This window comes from Neobacillus sp. FSL H8-0543 (assembly GCF_038592905.1).
Classification (GTDB): domain Bacteria; phylum Bacillota; class Bacilli; order Bacillales; family Cytobacillaceae; genus Neobacillus.
The window spans coordinates 2198177-2216507 of record NZ_CP151943.1 but is presented as its reverse complement, the minus strand read 5'-3'; the positions used below and the strand labels follow the sequence as shown (position 1 = coordinate 2216507).

15 protein-coding genes are annotated in these 18331 nt (G+C 43.5%); 10 read left to right on the top strand and 5 right to left on the bottom strand.

Annotation, left to right across the window (positions count from 1 at the left end; translation table 11 throughout):
• Positions 1-259: 259 nt before the first annotated feature.
• Together NSS81_RS10865 and NSS81_RS10860 are read right to left on the bottom strand one after the other, a co-directional pair.
• Positions 260-3226 (bottom strand): DEAD/DEAH box helicase, encoded by a 2967-nt coding sequence (locus NSS81_RS10865; protein WP_342433512.1) that lies wholly within the window; start codon positions 3224-3226, stop codon positions 260-262.
• A gap of 251 nt (positions 3227-3477) precedes the next feature.
• Positions 3478-5106 (bottom strand): SWIM zinc finger family protein, encoded by a 1629-nt coding sequence (locus tag NSS81_RS10860; RefSeq protein WP_342433511.1) that lies wholly within the window; start codon positions 5104-5106, stop codon positions 3478-3480.
• 277 nt (positions 5107-5383) lie between these two features.
• Here NSS81_RS10860 and NSS81_RS10855 point away from each other — a divergent pair, with 277 nt between their 5' ends.
• From NSS81_RS10855 to NSS81_RS10820, 8 genes are all read left to right on the top strand, one after another.
• Positions 5384-5953, top strand: a complete 570-nt coding sequence (locus NSS81_RS10855; RefSeq protein ID WP_342433510.1) for a TetR/AcrR family transcriptional regulator — start codon at positions 5384-5386, stop codon at positions 5951-5953.
• A gap of 85 nt (positions 5954-6038) precedes the next feature.
• The gene (locus NSS81_RS10850; RefSeq protein ID WP_342433509.1) at positions 6039-8186 is read left to right on the top strand and encodes a YhgE/Pip domain-containing protein; all 2148 of its coding nucleotides are present in this window, start codon (positions 6039-6041) and stop codon (positions 8184-8186) included.
• 163 nt (positions 8187-8349) lie between these two features.
• Entirely contained in the window at positions 8350-9045 is a 696-nt protein-coding gene (gene vanR, locus NSS81_RS10845) for a vancomycin resistance response regulator transcription factor, VanR-F/VanR-M family (RefSeq protein WP_342433508.1), read from the top strand.
• Positions 9038-10144 (top strand): HAMP domain-containing sensor histidine kinase, encoded by a 1107-nt coding sequence (locus tag NSS81_RS10840; protein WP_342433995.1) that lies wholly within the window; start codon positions 9038-9040, stop codon positions 10142-10144. Before vanR ends, NSS81_RS10840 begins: the two co-directional genes overlap by 8 nt.
• Positions 10145-10247: 103 nt before the next feature.
• Positions 10248-11102, top strand: a complete 855-nt coding sequence (locus tag NSS81_RS10835) for a M15 family metallopeptidase (RefSeq protein ID WP_342433507.1) — start codon at positions 10248-10250, stop codon at positions 11100-11102.
• A 164-nt stretch (positions 11103-11266) separates the two neighbouring features.
• Positions 11267-12175: an NAD(P)/FAD-dependent oxidoreductase gene (locus NSS81_RS10830; RefSeq protein WP_342433506.1), complete on the top strand. Its 909-nt coding sequence runs from the start codon at positions 11267-11269 to the stop codon at positions 12173-12175.
• 73 nt (positions 12176-12248) lie between these two features.
• On the top strand, positions 12249-12767 hold the full coding sequence (locus tag NSS81_RS10825; protein ID WP_342433505.1) for a GNAT family N-acetyltransferase: 519 nt from the start codon (positions 12249-12251) through the stop codon (positions 12765-12767).
• A 133-nt stretch (positions 12768-12900) separates the two neighbouring features.
• A complete protein-coding gene (locus tag NSS81_RS10820; RefSeq protein WP_342433504.1) occupies positions 12901-13068 on the top strand; it encodes a hypothetical protein in 168 nt (55 codons plus the stop codon).
• A 116-nt stretch (positions 13069-13184) separates the two neighbouring features.
• Here NSS81_RS10820 and NSS81_RS10815 read toward each other — a convergent pair whose 3' ends face one another.
• The gene (locus tag NSS81_RS10815) at positions 13185-14543 is read right to left on the bottom strand and encodes an SMI1/KNR4 family protein (protein ID WP_342433503.1); all 1359 of its coding nucleotides are present in this window, start codon (positions 14541-14543) and stop codon (positions 13185-13187) included.
• Positions 14544-14979: 436 nt separating this feature from the next.
• Here NSS81_RS10815 and NSS81_RS10810 point away from each other — a divergent pair, with 436 nt between their 5' ends.
• Positions 14980-16230: a DUF5667 domain-containing protein gene (locus NSS81_RS10810; protein ID WP_342433502.1), complete on the top strand. Its 1251-nt coding sequence runs from the start codon at positions 14980-14982 to the stop codon at positions 16228-16230.
• Between the two features lie 136 nt (positions 16231-16366).
• Positions 16367-16879 (top strand): GNAT family N-acetyltransferase, encoded by a 513-nt coding sequence (locus tag NSS81_RS10805; RefSeq protein WP_342433501.1) that lies wholly within the window; start codon positions 16367-16369, stop codon positions 16877-16879.
• Positions 16880-17105: 226 nt separating this feature from the next.
• On the opposite strand, the gene NSS81_RS10800 is transcribed toward NSS81_RS10805, so the two are convergent.
• Entirely contained in the window at positions 17106-17555 is a 450-nt protein-coding gene (locus NSS81_RS10800) for an effector binding domain-containing protein (protein ID WP_342433500.1), read from the bottom strand.
• Positions 17556-18046: 491 nt separating this feature from the next.
• Positions 18047-18328 (bottom strand): hypothetical protein, encoded by a 282-nt coding sequence (locus NSS81_RS10795; RefSeq protein WP_342433499.1) that lies wholly within the window; start codon positions 18326-18328, stop codon positions 18047-18049.
• Between the last annotated feature and the right edge of the window lie 3 nt (positions 18329-18331).

The window sequence follows — 18331 nt, the reverse complement described above, 5'->3', positions numbered from 1 at the left end:
ACTAGTAATGATTTATATACCAGATTACTGTCCCTTTATTTTAACTCCACTAGAATTATATACCAATTAATCAGCGATTTACATTGCTTCTCTTTGATATATAAAACCACAACAAAAAGGCAGTGCGATTTATTACTCGCACTGCCTTTACATAGCTTAACCCATAACTTTGTACACCTGGGGTGGACAGTGTCCACGAGTGGTGCCTGTCACCGAAGCGATGTGTCACCGAAGCGATGCAACCGAAGTGACACCGCTTCTACCCCAAGTACACGAGGTCTTTCAACTCGTCGGTGGAGAGTTCGGTGAGCCAGTTTTCGCTTTGGATGATTTGGTCGTTGAGATGCTGTTTCTTTTCGAGCATGGCGTCGATTTTTTCTTCCAAGGTTCCGGTGCAGATGAGCTTGTGGACGTGGACGAAGCGTGATTGCCCAATCCGGTAAGCACGATCGGTTGCCTGGTTTTCGACGGCTGGATTCCACCAGCGATCGTAATGAATGACGTGATTGGCAGCGGTTAGGTTCAGTCCGGTCCCGCCTGCCTTTAGGGACAGCAGGAACACTGGGAACTCATGATTCTGGAATTTCTCAATCATTTCATCGCGCTTCGTCTTCGGCACGCTTCCGTTCAAGAACGGCACCTCGACACCAAACTTCTTCTTCACGGTCGCACGAATCATCTCGCCCATCTCAATATATTGGGTGAAAATCAGACAGCTCTCGCCCGCCTCCAACACAGAGCCGACAAGGTCGACAAGCTTCTCCAATTTATTCGAGCGCTCAAGCAGCACCCGTCCCGCCGACTTTTCCTTCAAATACAGCGCCGGGTGGTTACACAACTGCTTCAAACGTGTGAGCATTTGTAAAATTAACCCCTTGCGCTCAAAGCCAGACAGCTTTTCAATCTCTGCAAACGTATCGTGAATCAGCTGCTCATAAAGCGACGCTTGCTCGGCGGTAAGCGGGCAGTACTCTTTTTGCTCCTGCTTATCAGGCAGGTTCAGCGCAACCTCTTCATCCTTCTTCGTCCTCCGCAACAGGAACGGGCGAATCAACGCCTGGAGCTGTTCGACTTTTTCTCTTTTCTCATCCTTTTCAATCGGGATGACAAACTTTTTCTGAAATTGCCCTAAACTTCCGAGATAGCCATGATTGGAAAAATCAAAAATGGTCCACAGCTCAGATAAGCGATTTTCCATCGGCGTTCCCGTCAAGGCAATATGATGTTGCCCGCGCAGCCTGCGAACCGCCCGCGACTGCTTCGTCCCGGCATTTTTTATATTTTGCGCCTCATCAATCGAAATTGAACTCCAAATCAGCGACTCAAATTCCTCCGAATCCAAATGGCTCAAGCCATAGGAAGTCAGGACAACATCAACCTCTGAAACCTTTTCGGAAAAAGCTTCGCCCTTAAGCCGATTCGAGCCATAATGCAAATGGACATTCATACTAGGGGCAAACCGCTCAAGCTCCTTCTGCCAGTTTCCGAGCACAGAAGTCGGACAAATAATCAGCGCGGCCTTCGTCGGAACCTTCTCCTGCGGGCCATCCTCGGTTTCTATCTTTTTCGCTTTTTTACCTTTAGGCATGGTAGCCGAGTTGGTGCCTGTCACCTCGCTGGAATCTGTCACAATTTCATTATTGGTGCCTGTCACCGCTTCGTCCTTTACCATCAGCAAATAGGCTATCAACTGGACGGTTTTTCCGAGGCCCATGTCGTCAGCGAGGCAGGCGCCAAATCCGTATTGGCGCAGGAACCAAAGCCAACTCATTCCCAGCTGCTGGTAAGGGCGAAGTTCACCCTGCAGCCCAGCAGGTACGTCGGCAAGGGGAATTTCGTGGACCTCTGACAGCTGCTTAATCATCTGTTTCCATTGGCGATTCAATTCAATTTGAATTTTTGCAAAAGCCTTGGGATTTTCTAATTCGTCCTCGCTGGCAGGTTCCTCAATCAGCTCCTGCTCGAGCAAATCCCTGACATGCAGGCCTTCTTTTTCCGCCCGCTTCATCATATCCTGAATTTGGCGAATAAACTGCGGGTCAAGCTTTACCCAGCGACCGCGAATAAACACCAGTCGGCGTTTTTCTTCAACAAGCTGGCCAAATTCCTCCTCGGACAAGTCGACACCGTTCATCGAAAACCGCCAGTTGAAGTCAAGCATTGCCTGCAGGCCAACGAATGACGGGCGATGACTCGACGACCCTTTTAGCGAAGCCTTCACCTTCAAATTGGCATTTTTCATCGCCTGCCACCAGGAAGGAAGGAGGATCTCGACATCCAAGGCAACAAGCGTTTCACTCGCCTCCGTCAAAAACATCCACGACTCCTCTTCGGAAAGCCCCGTCTTCAAATGAACGCCGTCCTCACTTAACCACGGGATTAACCGAACCCAGCGGGAAAGCTCGCGGTCTACTTTTTCCAAAAAGGGCTTCCAACGAGCTGGGACCTTCGAACCCCATTCATGAACTTCATCTATATTCTTTTTTCCGCGCAAAAAAACACTCAGGCTCCAAGGACCATTGCCATCTTCAGGCTCCTCAAGGCGAATCCCAATCGTAAACGGGGTGTCATTCTCTTTGATACCAACCCACTCGAGCCAGCTTTCTTCATCAAAATAACGAGCCAAATCGGTACCGGAAATATTTTGTTTCCTCAGTAATTCCAGCTTCGGACCGAAAAGCTCCTTCATTGCAGAATTCCGCGTCAAATAAGCATCAAGGGCATGGTCGTAGAGGTTAGTGATGAAGGTTAACGCCGTTTCGGTTTTATCCAGCTTGTCATCCGGTGACAGTGAGACATCCTGCTCCCAAAAGGAAGGATCAAATTCATCCTTCACACGCTCTGGAAGCTGCCAGCGGAAGTCACCCTGCTCCCAGACCGAAAAGTCCGGCAGCCAATCTTTTTCCATAATGCCTTCATAAAGCGCGTGCGTGCTCGCAAGGCAAACCTCCGACTGGTCACTCCAGTCCCAATCGATGAACCGGTTGAAGGATTCCTTTGCAAAAAGAGAAACCAGATGCCAGCCGCTTACGGCCACTCCGTCGATGCCATCCACAGACTCCGTCTCCAGAAGCGTGCCAAAAAAGCTCTCCTCGTGCTGGCTGAACACAATATTCCGCCATTCCTGAGGTGGCAAAACATCCCCGCGCTCATCCAGGGCAGCCAAAAGATAGTGGCCATCCTCCAATTTCATCGTCAGCAGTTTAATAAACCTAGTCTTTAGCATCGTAACGTAACTCCTTTTACTGGGGTAGGGTAGGTTTAGGTATAAGGTGATTTCTAAATAATGTATAAGGTACAAAACGGTGCCTGTCACCGCGCAAAAGTCAGCGGAACTCCACAAGTAAAGGCCACTGTCCATGTGGGGCGGACAAAACGTTGATTTGTCCACGAGCGGTGACAGGCACCACAGCTGTCACCACTCTATTGTCACCGCTCTACTGTCACCACTCTACTACTCACCACTCTACAACCACTCTATTCAATCAGCTTGCTCCGCCGGCATTCTTCGTGGAATGCTCTTAGCCGTTTGTTTTTCTCCATTAGTGTATGAAGGAAGTATTCCCAGTCGTCGACTCGTTTTAGTTTTTTGTATAGGGTCCGCAGTTTTTTCAAGTGACGGACGGCCATTTTGTAGCTTTGGCGGTTTTTCTGACTAATTTCCAGCACCGCCGACTGATGAAGCATCGCCAGTAGCACCTCTGGCTTTTCTTTTTCAATCACCTTTACCCGTTCCCGTGGCAGGTCATAGAATTTCCAGCCCATGAACGCCTGGAGCTCGCCCCACTTGTCGAACTGACCGCGATTAAACAACATAACCTCGTAGTCACCATAGCTATAAGGCAACATCGACAACATCGCGCGCTCATACAAATCCGCTCGGCCATGCTCATTAAAATATGGTGAAATCGCCCGCAGCGCCGTCCGAACAAAGCTCGCAGACGAGTGATAGCTCCGTAAAAACTCTAAATACCCTTTTATTTTATGCAAAAATTCCTCAATCACGGGTCCGACTCGTTTCCACGCCTTTTGCTGTGTTAACATCTCAATCCAATGCAGCATATAGGGCGTAATCACCGAATTGTCGATCACATGAATCAATTTCACGGCCGTCTCATCCTCAGACAGCAAAATATGTTGATGAATCCCAGCGACAATCAGCGGATTCGGGTTCTCCCACTCCTGCATCGCCTTCAACCGTAGGCGAATCTTCTCAGCCTCTTCCTCACGCCACGCCTTCTTCTTGAAAAAATTCGTCCACATCAGGCGATACAGATAAATGCGCTCCTGCTCCAGTCCTGACGCCGCCGTCAGCAGCTCGAACACATCATCCTTCAGCTTCAAAATAAACTCATCAAAGTCAAACGGCAGCGATTGAACGCCAACCTTCAGCACCAACTCATCCGCATCCTCAATCAAATTATGGAACAAATGGAGGTAGGCGCGTTTCACGACATCATCCGCAAATCCCAAACTTTCACTGAGTACGGCAAGCTTTTTAAAAGAAATCACAATCCCGACCAACTCGTGCAACAGGCGCCATTCCTGCGGGGCGGGAGCATTTGCCTTAATCCGGCGCTCATAGATTTTGAACAGCTCGGGGACAATGTAGGGGCTCGAATACTTTTTCGAATTTAAAATCGTATCGAAACTAACCTCAAACATATGAACCCATTGGCCATAATCGGGCTTCTGCTCACCCGTACCCCTAAACAAATCTCGGGCCGTCTGCATTCCCCAGTTGGCAAACTCCGTCTTCTGCTTCATTGGCTCGCGCCATGTCGCCACCCAATCTGCCACACTGCCAATCCGCGAGTAAGCCGCCAAAAAAACAGCCATCTGGTGTCGGCAAAACCCATCATGCGGGCAGGAACAGTCACTTCTTGTCAAAAAATTAAGATCCAAACGCACCCGGCACGGCGTCACATCCTGCACCATCGCTGTAATATTTTCATTCCATATTTGTACCTGCTTCACCATCCCTTGGCGATAAAGCATCAAACCCTTCTGCACCATCCGGGCATCTTCATCCACATGCGGATGCAGTAGCTCCCCGACCTGATCTGCAAGAAGCTCAATCCGTTCACTAACAGGTGTCGACTCCAAAGTCACGACCCCCCTAACTAAAAAAATCCATATTCCACTATTATACCCAAAAAAAGCAACATAGTGGTGCTAGAAGGTTGAAAAAACAAGTGGAACGGTTCACGCGACTTTTTTCTTACAGCAAAAGGAGTAGGAAACCGTGTGCACTTCATCAAAATAGAGCCGTCCCGAAGACCCCTTGATTATTAAAAAACAATATGTTATATTACTTTTTGTGAAACTGACCAAATTAGTTATATGGTCATTTTTCAAGAATGTTGAGGTGATGGGATTGGCGATGATTGATCGGAAAGCCTTGATTATTGAGGCGGCTGCGAAGTCATTTTCGCTTTATGGATATAAAGCAACAACGATGGATCAAGTGGCTAAATTAGCAAATGTGGGTAAGGGCACCATCTATACCTTTTTTAAAACAAAGGAAGAATTATTTGATGAGATTATTAATACGCTGATTGTCGATATGAGGGAAGCGGTTGAGGGAGTCATGGACGGGGGAGCCACGTTTCAGGAAAAGGCGAACCGTGTATTAATGAAAGTCCTTGAGTTCCGTGAAACCCATCAGCTGACAATCAAGCTGATTCAGGAAGAACGCGATATGGGGACACAAACGGTGGTCGAAGCGATGCAACGGGTGGAGCAATCGGTTATCCAATATATGATCGGCATTATCCGCAAAGCGATTGAGAATGACGAAATTAAAGCATGTGATCCAGAAATCACGGCCTTCATCATGCTGAAATTGTACTTTTCATTAATCATTGAGTGGCAAAGAAATCATCCCCCATTAAAAAAAGAAGAGATCTACAAACTCTTTGAACTATATCTATTAAAAGGCTTGGCAAAATAAATGGCTATTACAGTGTAGTCGTTTATTTTTACTCAAAAATGACTAAATGAACAAAACGGTCAAAAACAACAGGGGGTACCTAAAAATGTTTTTTGCAGAATGGAAAAAAATCCTTTCCAACCGTAAAGTCCTAATACCAATCATTGCGATTGCATTTATACCTGTCCTCTATGCAGGCATGTTTTTGTGGGCATTTTGGAATCCGTATGCCTACTTATCCGATTTGCCCGTGGCGATCGTGAATCAAGACGAAGGGGCAGAGCTCGACGGCGAACAGCTGCAGCTCGGAGAAGAACTGGTAACAAAATTGAAAGAAAGCAATACTTTTCATTTTGATATCGTCGATAGGAAGCAGGGCTATCAAGGATTAGAGGACCAAGACTACTATATCTTAGTGGAGCTTCCGACCGATTTTTCTAAAAATGCCACGACGTTGCTCGACGACCAGCCACAGAAATTGAAAATCAATTATGTGCCAAACGAAGGGGCAAACTTTCTATCCGCTCAAATCGGCGAAACGGCCATGAAGGAAATCAAAGCGGAAATCTCCAAAGAAATCATTGCCACTTACTCTGAAAGCCTTTTTGATAAAGTGGGTGATATGGCTAGTGGGCTAAGTCAGGCGAGTGATGGGTCCAGTCAAGTTGCAGACGGGACATCACACCTAGACGAGGGTGCGGGACAAATCAAAAGTAACCTTGAAACCTTAGCGGGGAAATCGATTGAATTCAAGCAAGGTGTCCAAGACGCGGCTGCGGGTTCAACAGAACTCGCACAAGGCACAGCAAAAATCAATCAAGGACTTGAAGAAATTGATGCGAAACTGCCAGCGTTGGTGACAGGCACCGAAAAAGCACAACAGGGTGCCGCTCAAATCAAAGCCCAGTTGCCAGCGGGGATTGCTGCAGAAATCACGAATCAGTTAACGGGCAGTACGGAAAAGTTAAACACAGGAATTGATCAGTTCGAATCCAAACTTGGGGACGGCTTATCGGCGCAAATTGCCGCGCAAATGATCACCCAGCAGACAGCGAAAATGCAGGAGCTTGCTGCGGCCTTAATCCAGAATGGCGTTCCAGCAGAAACGGTTTCTGCGATCATGAACCAACAAGGCGCACCAACACAGGAACAGGTCCAGAAGCAAGTCGCACAAGCAATCGAACCTGGTCTTCACCAAGGTTTCACACAGTTTAAAGAGCAAGTGAACGGCCAACTGCTTGGGGAAGCAACCGGTCTTGATGGAAAAATAAAAACCCAAACCGACCCCGTTTTTGATCAATTAATTAGCGGGATTTCTGAAATTAACGAAAACCAATCAAAATTGCAACAAGGAATCCATCAGCTAGCAGAAGGTTCTGCGGCATTAAACCAGGGTGCAAATAAACTCACCACGGGAATGGGTCAAATCACAGACGGTGCGGAGAAAATTGCCGACGGTACGGGAAAACTTTCTGAAGGCTCACAGGATTTAAAAGCTGGTACGGAAAAGTTAACAGAAGGTACTGCGGAATTAACGGATAAATTAGGCGCAGGTGCCCAAAAAGCGAACGCGGTTCAGGCTGATGATGACACCTACGACATGATGGGCGAGCCCGTTACGGTCGAAAAAAATGAGATTAACAAAGTGCCAAACTATGGTACAGGTTTTGCGCCATACTTTATCTCCCTCGGACTATTTGTCGGTGCACTCATCATCTCGATCGTTTTCCAATTGAGGGAACCTGCTGTAAAACCAGCTTCAGCACATCAATGGTTCTTTGGTAAATTAGGTGTCATTACCATTATCGGGGTGGCCCAAGCATTATTGGTGGATGCCATCCTACTAGGAGCATTGCGAATAGAAGTGCAAAGCGTGCCGTTGTTCATCGCAACGACCGTTGTGACTAGTATGGTGTTCGTCACACTGATTCAAATGCTTGTGACTACACTGGCTGACGTAGGAAGATTCATTGCGATTCTTATCCTGATTATGCAATTAACCACAAGTGCGGGAACGTTCCCACTTGCATTAATACCAAAAGCATTGCAGTCATTCAACGCATACTTTCCAATGACATACAGCGTCCAAGCATTCAAAGCGGTAATATCAAGCGGCAATCTTGCCTTTCTGTCGCAAAATATCGCTATCTTGCTTGCGTACGCCGTTGGATTCATGCTCATCACATTCATTTACCTAACATTCCGTTTCAAACGGGAGCATGTTAGTGAAACATTAGTAGAAAAAGCAGCGTAAAAAAAGAAGACAGCAGGTTTCCGTACAAAACGGTACCTGCTGTTTTTTTTACTGGATGGCTTTTCTCCCTCGTGGCCACTTTCTTGACAAGTAGCCATTTTCCAAATGATAATCGGATTAGAAGATTAGGGTACGGTAGATTACTTTTTTAGGAGTGAGAGAAATGAAGCCGATTTCGATACTAGTTGCGGATGATGAGCAGGAGATTGCGGACCTGATTGCGATCCATTTGGAGAAGGAAGGGTACGCGGTTGTGAAAGTACATGATGGGGAAGAGGCGGTTCAGGTAATCGAAACGAAGTCGGTCGATTTGCTGATACTGGATATTATGATGCCGAAAATGGATGGATATGAAGTGGCCCGCCAAACACGGGAAAAACATAATATGCCGATCATTTTTTTAAGTGCGAAAACATCTGATTTTGATAAGGTTCACGGCCTGGTGATTGGTGCCGATGATTATATGACGAAGCCATTTACTCCGATGGAATTGGTGGCTCGTGTGAATGCCCACTTGCGCCGTTATATGAAATTAAACCAACCGAAAATTCCCGATAAATCTGTGCTCGAACATGGCGGGTTGGTGATTACACCCGACCAGCGGACCGTTTCGCTTTATGGAAAAAATATTGAACTGACGCCGAAGGAATTTGATATTTTATACCTACTCGTCAGTCACCCAAAGAAAGTGTACAGTGTTGAAAATATTTTTCAGCAGGTGTGGGATGAGGCATACTTTGAAAGCAATAATACTGTGATGGTCCATATTCGCACCCTACGAAAAAAACTAGAAGAGGATAAACGAAAAAACAAGCTGATTAAGACGGTTTGGGGCGTTGGGTATGCGTTCAATGGCTAAAATCGTCCGCAGCTTTCGCTCAAAAATGCTACTCTTGTTCGGTTTAAGTATGCTTTTTTCGGGAACGATTACGTTCTCCATCTTTCTAGCACTTCAATATTATTACCGTACGAAGAACGTGCAAATCGGTGAGCCATTGGCTAGATATCGCCAAATGATTCGAGAAATAGGAGACATTAACGTCTTTTTACTGATATTTATTCCGCTTTCGATCGTATTTTTCTACCTATTAACGAAGCGCTATTCGATTTATTTCCACAAGATTTCACAGGGGATTAATCATCTCGCTCTTGGTGAATTTAAGCATCCGATTCAGCTCCAGTCAAATGATGAGTTTGGGCAGATTGCGAAGGATATTAATCTGGCAAGTAAGAAACTAGAAGAGGCGATTGAAAGAGGCGATTTCTCGGAAAGTAGCAAGGATCAGTTGGTCGTCAACTTGGCTCACGATTTGCGGACACCGCTCACGTCTGTTCTCGGTTACCTCGATTTAATTCTCAAGGATGACAATCTGACCAAAGAACAAAAGGACCATTTTTTAAAAATTGCTTTCACGAAATCGCAGCGCTTGGAAAAATTGCTGGATGAGTTATTTGAAATCACAAGAATGAACTATGGCATGCTTCCGCTGAAAAAAACAGACATTAATATTAGCGACCTCCTCATTCAATTAAAGGAAGAATTGTATCCACTTTTTGAAAAAAATGACTTGACGGTTCGTGTGAATCTCCCGTCTGAATTACCCTTTTGGGGTGATGGGGAGCTGCTGGCACGTGTGTTTGAAAATCTCCTGACCAATGCCAATCGCTATGGCTACGATGGTCAGTATGTAGATATAACCGGATTAATTGATGCTGGTGAGGTCGTTGTCCAGGTGGTCAATTATGGGGACATGATTCCTGAGAATGAACTGCCGCATCTTTTTGATATGTTTTATAACGGTGATAAATCGCGGACGGCGCAAGAGGATAGCACGGGTCTTGGTTTGTTCATAGCAAAGAATATCGTCGAGCAGCATCATGGGACGATTTCTGCTGAAAGTAGTTTTCGACAGACGCAATTTGAAGTTCGACTGCCACAGAAACACCCTATCACATAAAAATTTAAGAAAAATTTAAGAAAAATTTAAACTTTACCCCACTCTTTATTTAAAAACCTTTCGCTATTCTATTGATTAGATAGAATAGGGAGGGGATTTTAGTATGAAGAAGTGGGTTTTTTTAGCGGTGCTTGTTTTCGGTATTGGGTATCCGGTCATTAAGATGCCAGCGTTTTTTCAAGATAATGTTGAAATCAAGAAGTATGATCAAGCCCAGAGCGGGTTTGTCGATACATACGAAGAGGTAAGGGTTACAAAGGAGGATATTTATCGAGGAAATCTACTGCTGGTTAACGCAGAACATCCTATGAAACAAGAGAGTAAGAGAGAGGATGTGGTGAACCTACAGCATGATTTAACAATGGAAGTTGTGCTGCTTGATAGCGAGATTGAGTTGTCAGAGGGTGTTGCTCTAGCATTTGGAAAAATGGTAGCCGCGGCGGAAAAAGAAGGAGTACATCATTTTTCGATTAATAGTGGCTATAGGGACTTCCAGGAGCAAAGCTTGCTTTACGAGGAAATGGGTTCGGATTATGCTCTACCGGCAGGATATAGTGAACATAATTTAGGAGTATCGCTTGATGTCGGGTCCACGAAGGCGCCGATGAATGAAGCGCCGGAAGGAAAGTGGATCGAAGAAAATGCGTGGAAATCCGGTTTTATTTTGCGCTACCCGAAGGATAAAACACATGTGACCGGAATCCAATATGAGCCGTGGCATATCCGCTATGTCGGGCTGCCTCACAGTGCCATCATCCAGGAAAAGAACTTTGCACTGGAAGAATATCTCGACTATCTCACACAAGAAAAAAACATCATCGCCACCTTCAAGGGACAAAAATACACCGTTTCCTATTACACCGTTAGCGAAAGCGAAACCATTCAACTACCTAAAAACCAAGCCTTTGAAATCTCCGGCAATAACATGGACGGGGTGATTGTAACGGTGCAGGAGTGAGTGTGGGCCAGAGGGACGGACGCTTCTCCTGGCTTTTTTTTCTGCACAAAAACCCCCCCAGCTCATATTTGAGACAAACAGTAATATAAATGAACTACAGGAGTAAGCCGGGGGGACGATTGCTTTACAACCGTCCCCATGGTTCTGAAGGGAGGGAAATATCTATGGAGGTTTTTGATTGTGCGGTGCTGGGTGCGGGACCTGCGGGTTTGAATGCAAGCCTGGTTTTGGGAAGGGCACGTAGGAAGGTGGCTTTGTTCGATGATGGCACGAACCGAAACCGGGTCGCGCATGAATCCCATGGATTTATTACCCGAGACGGCGTCAAACCTTCAGATTTTAAAAAAATTGCCTTGGAGGAGTTAAGGAACTATTCGTCCGTTCAATTTTTCAATGAGACGGTTACACAAATAATTAAACGAGCCGATAACCAATTGTTTAAAATGATCACGTCGGATGAAAGGGTGTATTATGCCGAAAAAATCTTGTTAGCAACGGGCATTCAAGAGGTGTTTCCATCCGTACCGGAGATTCAACGTTTTTATGGAAAAAGCCTATTTAGTTGTCCGTACTGCCATGGCTGGGAGCTAAGGGACCAACCGCTGATTATCATTGTCGAGAACGAGGATAGCGCGGTGCATCTGGCCAAACTTGTTTACAATTGGTCGCGGGATTTGCTGGTGGCGACAAACGGTCAGCCTATGAATTTTTCAAAAATAGACGAGCTGGAGCGGAGAAAGATCATGGTCGTGACGGAGCCGATAAAAAAACTGCATGGGGAAGATGGTCGCTTGCAAAGTATGGAATTTCAATCTGGTTATATTACGAAAAGAACGGGCGGGTTTATCCTGCCAAAATTCCATCGACCCAACCCATTTGCCGAACAGCTCGGGTGCGCGCTCCAAGAAAACGGAGCGCTGGTAACCGACGATGCAGGCCGCACCTCGCAAAAAAACATCTACACCGCAGGCGAGTCCGCTCAACTAAAACCATCGTCACTAATCCTTGCCGCGGCGGACGGCAGTAAGGTGGCCTATGCAATAAATGTAGACATTACCTATGAGAGATTTTAGACTAGAGGGAGACTATGACGGTTCTAGTGGGAACCGTCTCCGTGGTTAATTCTATATTAGTAGGTGAATGGAAATGGCTGTATTTTTAACACGACCAACGATGGAGTTGGAGACGGAATATCTATCTTTTTATCAGGAGTGGAAAGCGAGCGGCGAGGCGATGATTCCTTGGGTGATTGCCAAGGACCCTTCGGATTTCCCCGTGATGCTGCAGTCTTTGCTAGATTCCGAGAAGGGTGAAAATCTCCCTGAGGGCTGGGTCCCGGATTCTACCTATTGGTTAGTTAACGAGGATAAAAAAGTTCTTGGAGTTGTTAATATCCGCCATCGTTTAACAGAAAGGCTATTGAACGAGGGTGGTCACATCGGGTATGGCATCCGCCCATCCGAGCGCCGAAAAGGATATGCGACGAAATTATTGGAGCTATCCTTAGAAAAGACGAAAGAAATAGGGATCACGAGGGTACTTGTCGTTTGTGATGCAACGAATACTGGTTCAGCAAAAACGATCATGAATAATGGCGGAGTTGCGGATAGGGATTATATTGAGGAAGATGGAAATGTAATCCGGCGTTTTTGGATGGAGAGCTAAAACTAAGGACCCTGTGTGGTTGATTAAGCCTTTCTTTTTTGAGGTACCCGCACAGATAAAAGCACCTATAATAGCAGAGCCGTTCGCATATGAACTCGCTCTGAATCTCCAACACACATTGTCATCTCGGAAAATGGAGAGTAGATTTGTCTTCCGGGCTGAAATTGCTTACGGTTGGAATTTCTCTCTTGATGAACTGGCACTGGACGCAATACTCTATAAAGATGACCATCCTCATGAATTAGCTAAAAAGAATGCAAGATTTAGAAGGGCCTGCACAGCGATTGGGATTAACCGATAAAATATTCGAGTTGAAAGATATTATCTATATGCAATAAAAAACAGCGGTGAATTGATGATTTACCACTGTTTTTTATTGTACTTAAGGTGTAGTTTAAGTGCCATTGTTTCATAAACTTAATAAAATATATTTATGTTTTGTATAACATACTCTAAGGACAGTATCCTCTTTTTTAACACTTGTTTAGCCTGTAATTTAGCTAGAAAATCAATGAAATCGGATTTTGATGGAAGACCTGAGATACCATAGAAAAATTTATTATTTGCAACCTTCATATAGACATACTTTTCTAATGCGTGAATCACAGTTACTTCATGTCTCTCATCTAAGGAGGTCCACCTTTCTATGTCATCCCGCGAAAAATTTGACCTTACGAATAGTTCGTCCCACCCTTCTGTCACAGGAAATTTAACATGATTCTCCATCCACAAAATAACATCCCTTGAATGAAAATCACCTAGATGGGAAAGTGCGTCGTACCCAGTTATCTTTTTATTAGATTCTTGTTCAAGAAAATTAAATACTAAAGTTAGTCCTTCATCCTTACTTAAACACATTGAAGTTAGAAAGGAACGTAATCTACTATCCATAATATCTTGCTTTGCTTCCCACAAACTTCTAACCCATGAGTCTGCGTAATTTCCTAAGACTTTTCCAATCACCTCACATATCATCTTCTGGTCTTTAAATGACTCTTTTTTATCTAGTTCTTCTAAAAGGTAATCAAATAATTCATTTCTACTGAATTTCCGGAGAAAGTCGATTGATTCTTCATCTAATTTATCTCGATAAACCGCAAAAGCTATTAGCTGTTCCATGTTATTTTTCACATCATCTAAGGTTGTTTCTGAAAATGACTCAAACCAATGCTTCCACTTAGCTGCTGCTGTATTTGTAGTGTCTAACCCCGTATCGCTAAGAAAATATTCAAACTGCCATTTTTCACTACCAATACACCCAAGTTCAGTTATCCTTAATAAATAATCGATAAATGAATCCGCAATATAAGTAACAGTGTCTTCTTCATGTTCCCAATAAACAACTGGTTTCTCATCACTCTCAACAGACATATCAAACGCATAAATATCTCCGTTTCCAGCATGAGAAAACTCTAATTTCCCTCTAAGTGTCGCCCCGTAATCTTCTCCGTCTTCCATAAGTTCGTCAGCTAACATATTTAAATCCTGAAGGAAGTCAATATTCCAATTTATCTCTCCAGAGAATATTTCGTTGAATTCACTTGGAATAATTGTATCTTCAGAAAATGAGTAATAAAACGAGAGTGATGATCCTAGGTTATTTAAAATGTATTTATACGAAGGAGGTAATTGATAACCTAACTCTTTTTCTTTAGCTTCTATCTCCTGTATCGTTGCTTTTTTTCCAATTTCAATTGGATGAACTTTGCCGTTATTGTTCTCTAGTTTTTGTATTATTTGCTTCCATTTTGATAAAAATAATGTCACATCTTTCATTCACTTCAACCCCGCCTCGGTAACTTAATTTTAATTATAATTCAATATGGGTTTTGACAATACCTTCCTGAACTAAAGGGACATTTTAAAAAAAGCCTCCTTGCTAATTTTACCATATATTTTCCAGAAAAATGTTAAAAGCAGCGCGATTTCATTTGTGAAATCCACTGCTTTTATACTTGTTTTTATATTCGTTTTTTCCTATGTGGGTACTCCAAAAGAGAACGGCTTAGTGGTTGAGCGGGGTCTTTGTTATAAAAACTATTGAATGGGGTGGTCTATCTGCCGAATCTCTGAGTCTATCTGCCAAAATACGCTAGGTACCTTGGGTAATTATATCAATATAGGAACAATTTACTATTTTTTAAGAAATACGGACATATATATCAACTTTCGTCGAATATTTTAGTGTAAATCAATTTAGGGGGAAAAACACATGAAGATCGGAAAGTTCAAGAAGTCTATTATTAGCGGAACAGTAGCATCTGTACTTATTTTTTCATTGGCAACACCAGCAGTTTTTGCGAATGAAGATGTAACAGAGCAACAAGTTACAACAATTACAGAAGGCACAGTAACTGAAGAAGCTGTTAATGATGGGATGATTTCTGAAGATACTACTACAGAAGATAATGTAGTTGTGGAGGAAGAAACGACTACTGAAGATGAAGTAGCAGAAGGAACTGAAAGTGAAGAAGTTACTGAGGAAAATGCAACTGAAGGCGAAGAGGATGTAACAGAAGAAGAAACAACTGAAGAAAATGTTCAAGAAGAAGAGGTATCTTTGGTACCTGGAGATTTCTTCTATTTTGTAAAAATCATGATAGAAAAAGTAAGACTTGCCGTTACTTTTGATGATTATGAAGAAGCTCGTCTATTAGCTGGATTCGCAGCAGAACGTATTGCTGAAGCAAATACATTATTTGCGGAAGGTAAAACGGAGGAAGCTGAAGAGTTACTTAAAGAAGCAATTGCTACTCAAGAAGAGGCAGCTGAAAATCTAGCTGAATCTGAAGATGTGGCAGGTGAAGAGACGGAAGTAGCAGTAGAAGAAGCTAATCAAGGAGAAGTAGCTGAAGAAACAGAATCTGCAGAAGTAAATGAAGAAGAAGTTGTGGCTGAAGTTACTGAAGAGGACGATGTAGAAGCTAAGCTTGCGAATAACATTGACGCATTAGCTGCTGCATTATCTCATGTGAAAAATCCTACAGCTCAAAAAGCATTAATGAAGAATATTCAAAAGTCTTTTGCTAAATTAGATAAAAAACTTGAAAAGCTTGAGAAAAAAGCTAGTAAATTTGCAAATGAAGATAGTGAAGTAGTTGAAGAAGAGGCAGTAGACCCAACTGAAGAATCAGTGGTAGAACAAGTGGAAGAAGTTAAGCAAGAAACTGAAACTACAACTGAAACTGAAGGAACAGATCCAGTTACAGAAGAAGGAACTACGGAAGAAGTACAACCGGTAGTTACAACTCCAGTTGTTGAAAAGCAACAAAAAGCTGATGAAAAACGTGTTCAAGGTAAACAAAAAGCAGAGGTACAAAATCAAAAAGCTCAAGTGGAAAAAGAAAAAAAACAACAGCCAGCTAGCAAAAACAATCAAAATGCACAAAATAAAGACACTGAAAAAAAGAGCGAGAATGGTAATAAAGGTAATGGTAATGGCAATGGGAACGGTAAAAACTAAGTAAAATAGTGTAACGGACTATTTTTAAAAAAGGATGGAAACCATATAATATTGGTTTCATCCTTTTTTTAATACCTAAACGAGTTGAAGAAGTAGAAACATGGGGACGTTTCTCGTGTTTCCTATTTAGTTTAGGATGAAACAAGAGAAACGTCCCTCTGTTCTACATCCAACGATGGAGTTGGAGACGGAATATTTATCTTTTTATCAGGAGTGGAAAGCGAGCGGCGAGGCGATGATTCCTTGGGTGATTGCCAAGGACCCTTCGGATTTCCCCGTGATGCTGGAGAAGGATGAAAATCTCCCTGAGGGCTGGGTCCCGGATTCTACTTATTGGTTAGTTAACGAGGATAATAAAGTTCTTGGTGTCGTTAATATCCGCCATCGTTTAACAGAAAGGCTATTGAACGAGGGTGGTCACATCGGCTATGGCATCCGTCCATCCGAGCGCCGAAAAGGATATGCGACGAAATTATTGGAGCTATCCTTAGAAAAGACGAAGGAAATAGGAATCACGAGGGTACTTGTTGTTTGTGATGAGAAGAATACCGGTTCAGCAAAAACGATCATGAATAATGGCGGAGTTGCGGATACGGATTATATTGAGGAAGATGGAAATGTGATCAAGAGGTTCTGGATTGAGAACTAATACATAGAGGAGGACCCTGTGCTCTAGATGCAGGGTCCTTCTTGTTCTACATAGAAAGGCTATTAATCTGCCAAATGGGGTGGTCTATCTGCCGAATTCGCTATCTTACCTGCCGAATCCCCAGTTTCATCTGCCATTTTATTTTTCTAGCCAACCGTCCCCATGGTTTATCAAATTAGATAAAAGCCACCATAAGTTTGCAGCCTAGGTTTAAAGCAACTGGGTTTTAGATATGGATGGGTAAATAAATCTCTACTTCTTCCTCACCATTTTCCATTGGATGATAAGTTTCAACAATATGAGAATCTAAATCCCGTTTATAACCCGTATCATCTGCCCATTTTACTAAATGGTAATGTAGGTTAGCGATATGAATGATCTTCCCCCTAGTCGTAACATAGGCTTGTGTAGTTTCGATATAATCCATCCCAACTGGAATCTCTTTTAGAGTCTCATTAACAATTATTCCTACATAATAGTGGCCATCCAGATGGTTAGTATCCCGTTTAGGTTCGAAAAGAGCTACTTCAATACCCGAATGATTTTCAACTTCATCTATTCGAGTTAAGAATTGCTGGGCAAGTTTTGGAACATCGGTACCAAAATTAGCAAAAGATCCACCGCCTTTTATGCCTACAACTCTAAAGATTTTGTTAACCTTTTTACAATCCACCATTATCCCCCCAAATCCTTTTATTTCCTACTCATATTTTATTTCTCTTCTGACTAATTGAATTCCTTCTTAAACAATCTTTCTTTAGTTACCTTACTTCGGTTACATAATTTCCTTTATATGGAATTTGCAGCTTGATAATATGCTGAAATCCTTGAATTCTTGGTACTTGGGTCCTCCGAAGTTCTCTTATCTGCCAATTTGATCGTTCTATCTGCCTTTTTCGATGGTCTATCTGCCAAAATCCTCATTCTATCTGCGGATTTGATCACTGGCCCCAGTTTTGAACCTAAGTTACCTTACTTCGGTTATGTATTTTCCTTTATATGGGATTTTATGCTTGGTAATAAGGTGAAATCCTTGAACTTTTTGTACTTGGGTCCTCCGAAGTTTCTCTTATCTGCCGAATTGATGGCTCTATCTGCCTTTTTCGATGGTCTATCTGCGGATTTGATCTCTGGCCCCAATTTTTAACCAAAGTTACCTTACTTCGCCTATTTCCACTCCTCAATAATCTCCTTCACTTTCTTCTTTTCGATGATGTTGATTGCGTAGTAGGTGATTCCTTGGTGCTTCATTTCTCTTATGGCGTGATGGGCAGCATCGTATATATCGGCCAGGGTCAACACGTCGATGAGAGTGAACCCGATTAGAATGATCATCGGTTTCCCGTTCCCTGACCACGTCCCCTTTGACCCCAATACAACAGGTGTCGGCTGCGGCTTCCTCGTTACATATTCAAAAACCCATTCCTGCTCCGTTCTGGTCCGGTACATCGA